The sequence below is a fragment of the Cyclonatronum sp. genome (assembly GCF_022565315.1).
Taxonomy (GTDB): Bacteria; Bacteroidota; Rhodothermia; order Balneolales; family Cyclonatronaceae; genus Cyclonatronum.
Genome location: NZ_JAIUMX010000111.1, coordinates 1 through 11,669, shown reverse-complemented (window position 1 = coordinate 11,669; position 11,669 = coordinate 1). Strand labels below are relative to the sequence as shown.

Genomic DNA, 11,669 nt, shown 5'->3' with positions numbered 1-11,669 from the left:
GTACTTCCCCTGAATGCAGATGTTAGTTTCCATCACTATTGCTACGCAGACGTCTGATGGCGTAGGCTCCGCCCGCGGCGAGCAGCAGGCCCAGGCCGCTGCCGATGGGGGTTTGGGTTGGAGCGCCTGGCAGTTGCGGCGGGGAAGGCTGATTCATCGGCTGCGCCGGCGCACTGTCCCGCCAAACCTGCCGGTCCCGCTCAAGTGCGTTTGCTTGCTCCGGAAACGCAAAACCAGCCAAACCTAAAACCAAAAGACCAACTACAAAAATCAAAACGAAATTTCTCATAAAAATAAACCTGCTTAAAATTGAATAAAAAAACGACATACTGACATACTGTACTACTTCACCAGCATCATGCTTCGTGTTTCCACAAAATTTCCTGTATAGAGCCGGTACAGGTACAGTCCGCTCGACAGCCGTGAGGCGTCGAAATTTACCGTGTGCCAGCCTGCCTGCTGCGTGCCGTTTACCAGTACCGCAACCCGCTGACCCAGTATGTTGTACACCTCCAGCCTTACTTCCGCTGCTTCCGGCAGGGCGTAACGAATACGCGTTGTCGGATTGAAGGGATTGGGGTAATTCTGAAGCAGTTCAGCAAAGGCAGGCAGCGTGTTTTCAAAGGGGATATCGGTTTGAAGACCCGGATTTATGGTAAGCATCAGTCTGGGCTCTGTACTGCTTTTTTCGCTGATTACCGGCGAACGGATAGCCATTTTATGCGCTAATTCAGCGGACTTGTTTTGGGAGGCGCCAAGATCGAAGGTGTATCCGCTGTTGTGCCGCAAATCAATCACTTCCCCGGTGTGTGTGTCTGTGAGGGTGATGCTCCAGGCATCCGGGATGGCATCAAATACCGGCCAAATCAGCTCGACCTGCCCGTCCATGGGCTGGTAGCCGGTGTCAGCGACCGTCCATGCCTGCAGATATACCGGAAGCTCAATGATTTCAGTAAGCTCAGCCGGCAGGTTTTTGATATCCAGAGAGCGGCTGTCGTTCCAAACGAACATCGACAGGAAGGGGCGGTAATCAAGCGGATACAGAGAAACAGCATCGTGGGGGTTTTGTTCCAGAGAACCGGAGCCGGTAAAGCTCAGCCAGATGTCGCTTACCTGTGCCTGATTGATGCGTGCTGCCAGCTGAATGGCCTTTGAAGGTTCCGGCTCGCTGAAAAAACTGCTGCTCTGTTCTGTTTTGGCTGCTTCGGGTATTGTTACAGCAGGGGCCTCCGTGCCGGTTGTGAATACCAGAAAGCTCTGGAATGGCGCAATTACACCGCCGCTGAGGCTCCCGACCGTACCGTTCCAGGCCCGGAAGGCCCCGCCTGCTTCCCCGCCTGCAGCATCATCGCCTTCGAAAGCGCCGCTAAAGGCGCTGTCGTACACAAAAACGACGTCTCCGATTCCTGTAGTGGTTAATTCCCCAAAGGTAATGGCTGAGTTAAAGGGGTTACCGACAACACTGAACAAGTTCGCACTGCCGCTGTTCAGGCCGCTTACTTCTATGTCGCCCCTGTTTTCAACAGCTGTAACGGAAAGCAGTTTGGGAAAGGTTTTGTCAGCATTGCTGTCCGTAGGGTCTGAATCTGCAAAAACATAAACGACGGCGCCGCTGCCGGGTGTAAAAACCGCATTAAGGCTTTCAACCCGCACGTATGCTCCGGAAGCATCGAGCTGCAGCACGTTGGGGGCTACATTGGTCCGCGGATCATTCGCCCCTTCCATGCCCTGCGTCCAGATGGTGCTGAACAGGTCTGCGTAGGTGGCATTGATAGCCGGAGATGAAACGAAGCGCCAGCCCTCGGTACCTTCTATCTGTAAGGCCAGGCTCCCTGAAATTTGAGCGGTATCACCTCTTCCCTGACCGCCGGTAAACTGTGCGGCGGAAGTATGGGTCCAGCATAAGATAATGATGAGGGTAAGAACTAAATGGTTGTATTTCATAACAGGGGGAAGCGACTGAATTGAACGGGTAGTGGAGATTTTTTGGGTAAGTTTTTGATATAGGTACATGTGATTCTCCTCAGTTTTGACTTTCGGTTCCGGTTCCGGTTGCCGGCGACGACCGCACACCCCGGAAGCCATATCTTCTGTTTTCGTCTGTCCGGCCGCTTACGATCAGATTCGCAAAACTTCGGTCTGAGATCCGAAGCCAGTTTAAGGTTGTAAGTTGCCAGCCGGCGCCCCGAAAGCCTGAACCGTCTGCACCAGTGACTTGCCCGCTAACTAAACCCGGCCAATTCGCAATAGTGGCGTTTCCCGCTGCACTTAGCAGCCCGTTACCATGCAAACCCGTGAAGGCGCGCCCTGTGGCAGTACCGATTGTAACCGGGCGTTCCCATAGGTTCCCGCTTAGCTCCATGATTCCCCAGAACGATGCGCCTGCCTGTTCGCGGGTGCTTGTTTCCGTGGCAAAAGCACCAACTCGCAGCGGCCCGCCCGTCCCTCTATTTAAGCCTACAGCGTTGGCTCCCGCATTTGAAGCTGTTTCGGTTGCAAGACCCGCATCACTAATGCCGGTAGCAAACGTGATGTTAGTCGTACCCCATGCAAATTCATTAGCTACCGGATCTGCAAAGCCCCTTGCAGCCTTTTCGTATTCGAGTTCCGTGAAAGGCCGCAGGCCCGCCCAGTCCATATAGGCTGCACCGTCTTGCCATATTATCCAGTTGTTGGCCACAAATGGCTTTTCGGTTGCATAAACGGCAGGTTTACCGGGGTTAATGCCGGGGGTATCAATTCTGATCCTGTTTCTGATTGTACCCCGGGTAAAGGTGCCCGCCGCACTAGCGGGACTTCCGTCTATACGCTCATTTTGCTGCGTGAAACTCAGTGTGTTCAAAAAATCCACATACTGCTGCTGCGTAATGGCGTATTTCATCATGTAAAAGGCGTTGAAACCGGTGGGCCAGCTGTCAGCAAGGGGAGTAGTAGCGGAAGTCGGTCCGATGGAATCGTCTCGAGTGCTGCTTCCCCATAGCTGTCCTGCCACGTTGGCAATCCTGCGACCGCCTTCCGCATTCGCTGCGTTCCAGTCGGCATCAATCAGGAATGGATTATTTGTAGAACCATCTTTAAACCGCCCCGTTTCCGAACCCCCACTGCCTGCGAAAAAACTCCCCTCCGGTACAAATACCATTTCAATGGCAAAGACCTGGAAATCATATAGTTTACTGCTGTCAAGCCCGTTTTCCACCGGATCAAAAGCAAAGCGCATATCTTTTACATCGAAACGCCCGGAGCCCGTATTTTGCCTGTAAACAAAAGCACCTACTACAGGATTCTGTCCGATGGGGTTGCCGTTTACAGCCGGAGAGAAAGGGGTAAGTAAGTTGCCCGCCGAATTGAGCCGCGGGTCTGCAAGTGCCGGTTCTATGAGGGCCGGTCCGGGGCCTGCGCCCTGCCATGTTCCGGTGCTGTAATCAGCAGCGTTATTGCTCAGGTACAGATGCGACCATGCTGAAGCCTGATCGGATGTTTCCCTGAACTTGATAAACACCCACGCAGCATCCCAGTTGGTTATTCCTACATCGTTGAGGTTATTCGTACGCCAGGAGTTTTCCCAGCTGAGGTCGAACTGAAGAATACCTAAACCCTCATCAGGTATATTTCCAACAAGCTTGAGGTTCTGGATTTGTATATCATTAGCATATACCTGTAAGGGTATCGCCAGCATACAGCATAAAGATGCTGTAAGTATCAGGTACTTAAGTGATTTTGGTGCTGTAATTGTAGTCATGGTTAGCTAAGGTTTACTTTTGTTTTATGTGTTGATGTCTTCACTTATCTGCTGTGAATAAGTTTGGGAAATACATGGGTAAATAGTTGGTGCGTAACTATTTAACCATTGTTATGTGTGTTGTATTTATGGAAATAAATGCAGGGCTAGGCTATAAGGAACTCTTGGTTAAATGGAAAAGGTCAGTTCTGTTTGTCATTATTGATTGCTACTGATTTTCCGACTCAATCAGCTCATCCGAAATTTTGTAAGCTGATTAATTGAAAAAGATATTTCTGTGATTCTTGAATCTCTTCAGCATACTGTCGATTCCGTAATCTCACGGCTGGAGTACTCCGTAAACAACGAAGTAAGATCAAAAAAATAATATGTTAATGCAGGTAATGTTGTTTTAAACTGTTTTGTGAGTACAGTATGTGGAATAAGAAATCCAGAAAATTTCATATACAGCCAAGGCCTCTGATTGTAGATCCGGCAGACGCTGTCGCAGGTGTGTATTTTTCCTGCTGATATGAGAAAACAATTCAGCAAGGCTGGATGTGTTCAACTTTTTCACAGGAAAGAAATTCTTGTTCAGATTCGTCATCATCGTAGAGGGATCTGCAATAGAAAGGTTGTAACTTGTTTTAGAAAATTATTTTCTGCTAAGCTATGCGATCCTGCTCAATTTGTCGTCTCAATACCCATATTTGTTGTCTCAAAATCGATAAAAATGATGCTGCAGCAGGCTCAAAAAAGAAATTTATGATCTGAGACTGTGTGTTCGGCAGTTTGTAAAAGTGGCCTGCCCATAAGCTTCAGTTTTCCTCCATTTCTGGAACCGCTTCGGGCGTTTGCTGATTTTTTAAGCGTGCGAATTCAGAAGGGCTCATCCCGGTAAACTTTTTGAAAGAGCGGTAAAACGAAGCTCTTGAATTAAAACCGCATGCTTCAATCAGGTCATCAGTACTTAGCTCGTCAACGCTTTTCAGTATAAGTCTTCTCGCTTCAAGCACCCTGTGATAGTTAATAAAGTTGCTGAAATTCATTTCTGAGTAGGTAACTATCGCTCTTGAAACATAGGTGGTATTTGAAGAAATAATTTCGGCAAGGCGGCTCAGGCTCAGATCCGGCTGCGTATAAATTCTGTGATTGTTCAGCTGTTCGAGTATTGCTGCATAAAGTGCTTTGCTGGGGCTTTCATCATCGGTTTGCTCAACATCTGATACGCTGTAATTCCGGTAAAAATTTTGGGAAGCTTCAAGCTCCCGGCTTCTTTCATATAAGCTCATAAGACTTCTGTGTCTGTTATACGCAGAAAAAGCAATGAGCAAAAACAGCAGCAGCAAAGCCACTATGATAATCCATTGCATTCGCAGCTGATTTCTTTGCTCCGCAATCTGCAGCTGTTTCAGCAGCAGTTCTGAGTTTTTCAGGTGTAATTCATATTTCACCTTCAGCTTTTCAGCTTCTATTTTAAACTCTGCGCTTATCAGCTCCCGGTCTGCTTCATGAAACCGGCTGAAGTAGCTGTAGGCGAGCTCGAATTCATTCATTGCGGCATAAAGGCTCGACATGTTTTTCAAAAGCTGCCGGGATTCATTAGGCAGCTGAAGTGCTTCAATTAAAGGGGCGGCGGCCAGATAAGCTTCAAGGGCTTCGCTGTACATACCCTGTTTATATTTTGAAAAGCCTATGTTGAGCTGTCCGATTGCAAGTCCGTAATCAAACCCGTGTTCCTGAGATAATTGTATTGACTGCAAATAACTTTCGCCCGCTTCATAAAACCGCCCAATATCGGTATAAATATTGCCAAGGTTCATGAAGTATTGTGCCTGTGAAAGAGGGGTTCCGGTTTGAACAACGAAATCGACATAGCTGAGATAAATATCCAGTGCATCCTCGGGTCTGGAAAGCGACCTGTAAACGCTTGCTATATTTGTGACCGCTGAGAAAATGCCGGCATCATCAGAGTCTTCGATGTAGGCGTTTTTGGCAAGCTGAAAAAAAGTGAGGGCTTCTTCAGGATTTCCAAGCATGCGGAAACAGTTTCCGATTTTTAAAAGATGAACCGCATACGGGGTTTTATGTATACTGAGGTTCGGTAAATCAGGGTTGTTTTGAGCTGCCTCCGGGAAGTAATTGAGTGCATTAAAGTAAAATTCGAGTGCGCGGTTGCAGGCGCCGGATAGGTAATAGCTGTTACCCAGAATACGGTAATAATTGCTTAGTACTGCCGGTGTTGCAGAGCGTGCTTTTTGCGGTTCAAGAGCTTCCATTAATTCTATCGCATCCTGATATAACCTTAAATTGTTTGCAAGGGCAGCAAGATGGGTTCCGGATATGAGTTGTGCCTCCGGGTTTAATCTTGGCCTGAACGTTTCGAAATACTGAGTGAAACGCATGTAAGGATTATCTGTAGCAGCATGTGTTATAGTAAGATCCCTTACAATAAGTAGCAGAAAAGGAAGTAAATCCGCACGGTTTTCATTCAGCATGATGGTTTCCAGCTCGTCAGCGTAGGTTACAGCCAAATCAGGATTTTCAGCTGCTATAGCAAGATAGCGGGGTATTATATCAGCGTTAGAAGCCTCGGATGTTGCGACGAATGCGGCAAGAACAGCTGAGTCCGGGCCTGATTTTGTTTCTGCTAGTGCTTGTGCTACATCAACTTCTGTCGTTATGAGCGTATAAATAATTGACAGAGCAAGCCAAACTAAAATTCTTTTAGCTGCCGCTTTAATTTTTTCATACCGCATGTTTTTCAGAAAGAACTGCTAATTGTTAAGTTTTGACCAATTCAGATTATGCCAATGGCATTTTATTGAGCCATAAAAAGCTTTGGGCAATTATCCATACAATCGCCTGAAGCATTTTGTTCCTAAGTGTCGTTTTGTTCTGTTAAGATACAAGACAATCCCTGATAGATAAGGGAAGTTCGGAATGATTAATTATTACTAATAAAATAGTATAGTTAAAAAATGAAGTAAAACAATCCGTAATTACCCTCGGGACTCTTTTAGTAAAAAATACGGCATGGTATCTGATTGAATTTAAGCTGAATAGTTGGGCTCTCGTATCAGAAACAAGGGTCTCGCCTGTTATTTGTTTCTATACTATTTCCATGTAGCATATCTGTTAACCCTTGTCTCATGATTTTGTAAACCGAATACTGGTATAAATACTTAAATTTATATAGTACTTACACCTTAGCCGCATGAACTTTGGGGAAGCTGCAGACTTTGTTGTTTCTTTTCCTGCCTTAGTCGTATCAGTGAGGATGCGTCCCAAAGAAACGCGTATTTAGCCCGAAAATGAAAAAGCCGCTTTCCTCAAGTCCAGACTGTTGTGGTTTCGGGGAATTATCACGAGAAGGGCTGGGGTGATGAAGACCCCTAAAAGCCCGTGTTATGGTATGCTGATAGGCCCGGGCCGGATTTGCGCGGTTTTTATTGCGGGGAATCAAACCAAACCAAAGCGCTATGCATCAGCCCCGGAATGATGACACCCTGTCAGCTGCTGTATTGTTCCCCGCCTTCGCTGTCGTACGCTGTCTTAAATTTTGCTATTTTCGGAGATATAAATCAGATTTCACCCATCATCAAGCTTAAGAGCATACAGGCAGCATACATGCAAGAGGCAGTAGCCTACGATAAACCCGCCGCCGCTTTAGCCGGTTTTTATGAGGACGAGCTTACCCGGGCCCTGCAGCGGTTCCATGAAGAGCTCACAGCGCCGGTTGCTGAAAAGCTGCGGGTTGCACGGGTGCAGCTGCTGCGCATCAGGGGGGGGAGCCCGAGCGAAGACGGCTGGTGCTCGAACAGCTTGAGGCGCTTCGCCGCGCGCTCGCAGCGCCGGAAATGGCAAAGCTGCTTGCCGGGGCAGCCGGTGCGTGGGAGAAAGAGGCCTTAACCGCCCTTGAGACCCTGCCCGAAAAGCTGCTTTGTGTGCAGGGGGATGAACGCTTCCGCAGCGCACCCGGAAATTCCCTCTACATAAAAACCGGGAAGGCGTTCAAGCGGATCGGCTTTGGCGTTGGGAAAAAAATCCACGCCTTTAATACCAGGAATTCCGAAAAGCCTTCGCCCTACCATTTCACCCAAGAGCTCCCGCTAAGGGCCCTCAGTACTGCGCTGATTCTCGGGGATGAAACGGTGTTTCGCGATACTGTCTCTTTTGCATGCAGTAAAATTTCTGTGACTATCGCGGCCATGCTGCTTGATGTGGGAGTTCCTAATTCCGTTCTGAAACCGGAAGAAGTGCCGGCCTCCGGTGAAGCCCCGGGCAGCAAGACTGAGCCGGCTTCCTTTGTTCTGCTTCCAGCTGCTGCGCAGGCTGAGCGCATCACTACAGCCCTCAGCGGGCTCGAAGCACTCAGCCGGATAACGGTTGGGGAGCATCCCGTTCTTGGTCCGCTTCTGGAGAAGAACATCCGTTTTACGGAACTTACCGGCACCTTTGAGCTGCCAGCTAAGCGGTTTGGTGCGCACCGGGTGCAGCAGCTTCAGAAGGCAGCCCTGAAGCCGGCCGCTTCCGTTACCCAAAAATGGCAGCGCTGTTTGAACAGCGTGATCACTGATTTCCGGGTTGAACTGGATCTCGTTGCGCTTGAAAGCAAGCTGAAGGATCTCGAAGCGCAGCTCCTGTCCCTTACCCACGATTTTTTCAGGGATGCCTGTTACGTGCCGGTCAAAAGCGCCATCAGTCTGCTCACCGAACAGCGTGAAATCCTGAAAGAGGACTCCGCTTCCGCGAAAGTAAAGGCGAAGATTGAGGCCGTTCAGAAAGCCATTCAGGAGGGGCTGCCTGCTGCCGGCAGTGAGGGTCAGGATGATGATGAAGATGCAGGCGCCGCCCGTGCGTTTACCGAGCAGATCCGGCAGCTGCTGAGCGACGCCAGCCTTTTTGTGCAGCGTTTTGAAGAGGAACTCACCCTGGCAGAAGCCCGGATCCTTCGCTTCCCCGATCCGGAAATCCGCACGGACAGCTTTAAATGGCGGAAACTGATTACCCGCTTTTTGCAGAGCAAAGCCTTCCGGCCGCTTGACCCGGCCGGGCACGGCTTTGATGTTTTTATCGAAAAACAGCGGGCAGAACTCCCCGAAGCCGCCGGCATTGCGGATACCAACCTTCAGGCGGCGGTGTTCGCCATCACGGAGGACGGCGAGGCCGATCCGCTGGAAATTGCCGAAACCGGTTTGCAGCGGGCCATCAATGCCCTGGAGGCCAATGTTGCAGAAATCCGCGAAAAGCAGGACGCCTGGGTGAAGCTTATCCGCACCGGTCCCGCCTCGGCTATGAAGCGGCTGCGCGAGGTGATGCGCGAACGAACCTATGATGCCTTCGAACTGCAGGATAAAGCCCTGCTCGTGCAGGAGGGTGCCCTCAACTGGAAGGAGCGCGGTCAGCGTTTGGCGGCCCTTGCCGGTGATAAGTTTTCTTTGGGTTTCCGCTACGGCCGCATGCGGTTTGTGGCTGCTTATGCGCCTGTTGCGCGCTTTCTGGGCCTTGAACCCCCGAAAACTGAAAGCACCCGTGAGCGCCTGAACCTCACAGAGTACCTCATCCAAAATAAAGCCAATGACGAAAAACTGCCCTTTATCTATCAGCGGCTGTTCCGGCGCTCGCTGCAGATTGAGAAGCGGTTTTACCTCGACGGCCCCGGAAATCTGGGGCATCTGGTTACGGGGTATCAGCAGTGGCACAAGGGCATCCCCTGGAGCATGGCCATAGTGGGGCAGAAAGGCAGCGGAAAGAGCACGCTCATTCACTTCTTTAAACTACAGGAAGCCCTCAAAACCGACTTGGTGCACATCGATCTGGCGGAAACCATTTTTGAGCCTGCACCCATGCTGCGGGTGATATCCAAAGCGGCCGGCTTTTCCGAAACCGACACCCTGGAAGCGCTGGTCGAAAAATTCGAACGCAGCCGCAAGAAACGCATCATCATTTTCGAAGGGCTGCAAAACCTGTACCTGCGAAACATCAACGGCTATGAAGCTATCCGTCAGTTTTGGGAGCTCATTTCGCAGACCTCCAAACAGGTGTTTTGGGTGGTGTGCTGCAGCCGGGATGCCTGGTACTTTTTCTCGCGCATGTTCAGTGCCGATCAGTTCTTTTCGCAGGTCCTTCAGGTTGACAGCCTCACACCCTCACAGATTGAGCAGGGCATCATGATGCGGCACCGGGCGAGCGGCTTTGAAATCGAGTTTACGCCTTCCTCCGAAATCACCAAAAGCCGGGCTTTCCGAAAATTGCTGGGCGATAAAAAAGCCCTGCAGCAGTACCTGCAGCGCGAGTACTTTGAACAGCTGGCTGAAATGGCCGACGGAAACTTCAGCATTGCCATGATTTTCTGGGTGAACTCGATCTCCAAAACCGATGCCAATACCATCACCATTTCCCCGATTGAAATAGCCGACATCGACGTGCTCGAATCGCCCTCCCGTGAGGTGCAGTTCACCCTCGCTTCGCTGGTGCGGCATGATGTGCTCACCGCCGAACAGCTGGCGCTTGCCCTGCATCAGCCGCTCTCTGAAGCCCGCCTGATGCTCGGGCGGCTCGCAGCCAAAGGCCTGATTGTGAAAGTAAACGAAGGCTACACCATCAATCACCTGGTGTACCGGCAGATTACGCGCTGCTGTCCGGTAAAAACATCCTGCACTAATTGAAAAGGAAAAGCATGAAAAGCGCCTGCTTCATCATTTTGTTTCTGACGGCTTCCCTTTTTGGTGAGCAAGCCCGGGCATGGTCCGTCTCGGAGGCTTCCGGAGCCGCCTTGGTGCAGCTTGCGGCTGAGGTGCCCGTGCAGGATGCCCCACCCGCTGTCCTGCCCGATACGCTCATTATCATTCAGGCCGAACCGGATGCTGCTCCCGAAAATGCAGCATCCGCACCGGAGGAGGAGTCAGGCGAAACCGAAACCGAAGCTGTAGCCGATGAACTCGAAGAAGAGGTGAGTCAGATCCGTGGGCTGGTTTCTTTCCCCAAAATATTGCTGTCGGTTTTGCTGCTGGTCTCGGCCTGGTTTGTGAACCGTTTCGTGATCCGCATCCTCGATAACCTTGCGGAGCGGGCCACCAATTACCGGCTGTTCATCAAACGCCTCACGCCCATAACCCGCATCAGCATCTGGACCTTCGTTATTTATGTGGTGATAGCCGGCATTATCAGTCCGCCGTTTGAAACCGTGCTTGCCATCACCGCATCTTTTGGTATCGCGGTCGGTTTTGCCTCTCAGGATATTTTGCGCAATATTTTCGGGGGGATTATGATCATCCTCGACCGCCCGTTTCAGGTGGGCGATAAAATTCAGGTGGGCGAGCATTATGGCGAAGTGAAAAGCATCGGCATCCGCAGCTGCCTCATTGAAACCCCGGACGACAACACCGTAGCCATCCCCAACGGGGAGCTCATGAACCGTGCCGTTTCCAACGCCAACTCAAGCGCGCTCGACTGTCAGGTCGTGGCTGAAATCTTCATCCCGGCAACGGCTGACCTAATGCTTGCCAAGGACATCGCCCGGCGCGCCGTTTTTTCCTTTCCATATCTGTACCTCAACAAACCGGTCGCCATTATCGCGCTCAACGAAATCCACAATCGCGGTTTGTTTGTAAAACTTCGGGTGAAGGCCTACGTGCTCGACATCCGCTACGAGTTTCTCTTCAAAAGCGATATGACGGAGATGATTGTAACCGAGCTGAACCGCCTCGGCGTTTTGGCCCGGATGCCCGGGGAGGTATCACAAAAGGACGTTTCCTAAAATTCAGATGAATATGATTAAGGTGATGAGCCGGCCCTGCCTTGCAGGCTTATTGACGGGCCTTCAGCTGCTTGTGTTTTGCCTGCCGGCAGCGGGACAAGACGCGCAGCAAAGCGCGGATGAAATCAGAACCGAACTTCAGCAGCAGGAGCTGAGTGAAACGGCCCTGCTCGCGCTTGCGGAACGGAT

The 11,669-nt window shown here is 50.5% G+C and carries 8 protein-coding genes; 4 read left to right on the top strand and 4 right to left on the bottom strand.

The features are described 5' to 3' along the window. Positions 1–22 precede the first annotated feature (22 nt). From LAT75_RS13325 to LAT75_RS13310, 4 genes are all read right to left on the bottom strand, one after another. Positions 23–289 (bottom strand): PID-CTERM protein-sorting domain-containing protein, encoded by a 267-nt coding sequence (locus tag LAT75_RS13325; RefSeq protein WP_291483170.1) that lies wholly within the window; start codon positions 287–289, stop codon positions 23–25. A gap of 53 nt (positions 290–342) precedes the next feature. Then, positions 343–2,013: a T9SS type A sorting domain-containing protein gene (locus LAT75_RS13320; protein ID WP_291483169.1), complete on the bottom strand. Its 1,671-nt coding sequence runs from the start codon at positions 2,011–2,013 to the stop codon at positions 343–345. Positions 2,014–2,023: 10 nt separating this feature from the next. After that, on the bottom strand, positions 2,024–3,739 hold the full coding sequence (locus tag LAT75_RS13315) for an SUMF1/EgtB/PvdO family nonheme iron enzyme (RefSeq protein WP_291483168.1): 1,716 nt from the start codon (positions 3,737–3,739) through the stop codon (positions 2,024–2,026). 797 nt (positions 3,740–4,536) lie between these two features. Further along, complete coding sequence (locus LAT75_RS13310; protein WP_291483167.1) at positions 4,537–6,252, bottom strand: helix-turn-helix domain-containing protein; 1,716 nt, start codon at positions 6,250–6,252, stop codon at positions 4,537–4,539. Between the two features lie 1,096 nt (positions 6,253–7,348). On the opposite strand from LAT75_RS13310, the gene LAT75_RS13305 reads away from it, so the two are divergent. From LAT75_RS13305 to LAT75_RS13290, 4 genes are all read left to right on the top strand, one after another. Then, entirely contained in the window at positions 7,349–7,630 is a 282-nt protein-coding gene (locus LAT75_RS13305; protein WP_291483166.1) for a hypothetical protein, read from the top strand. Further along, the gene (locus tag LAT75_RS13300; RefSeq protein ID WP_291483165.1) at positions 7,531–10,389 is read left to right on the top strand and encodes a hypothetical protein; all 2,859 of its coding nucleotides are present in this window, start codon (positions 7,531–7,533) and stop codon (positions 10,387–10,389) included. The genes LAT75_RS13305 and LAT75_RS13300 overlap by 100 nt, the downstream gene beginning before the upstream one ends. A gap of 11 nt (positions 10,390–10,400) precedes the next feature. Further along, positions 10,401–11,480: a mechanosensitive ion channel family protein gene (locus tag LAT75_RS13295; protein ID WP_291483164.1), complete on the top strand. Its 1,080-nt coding sequence runs from the start codon at positions 10,401–10,403 to the stop codon at positions 11,478–11,480. A gap of 7 nt (positions 11,481–11,487) precedes the next feature. Then, a partial coding sequence (locus LAT75_RS13290) for a hypothetical protein (RefSeq protein WP_291483163.1) occupies positions 11,488–11,669 on the top strand: 182 nt, incomplete at its 3' end.

Coding starts and splice junctions, on each gene's coding strand:
- LAT75_RS13325 (WP_291483170.1), bottom strand. CDS start 289: ATGAGAAATTTCGTTTTGATTTTTGTAGTTGGTCTTTTGGTTTTAGGT.
- LAT75_RS13320 (WP_291483169.1), bottom strand. CDS start 2,013: ATGTACCTATATCAAAAACTTACCCAAAAAATCTCCACTACCCGTTCA.
- LAT75_RS13315 (WP_291483168.1), bottom strand. CDS start 3,739: ATGACTACAATTACAGCACCAAAATCACTTAAGTACCTGATACTTACA.
- LAT75_RS13305 (WP_291483166.1), top strand. CDS start 7,349: ATGCAAGAGGCAGTAGCCTACGATAAACCCGCCGCCGCTTTAGCCGGT.
- LAT75_RS13295 (WP_291483164.1), top strand. CDS start 10,401: ATGAAAAGCGCCTGCTTCATCATTTTGTTTCTGACGGCTTCCCTTTTT.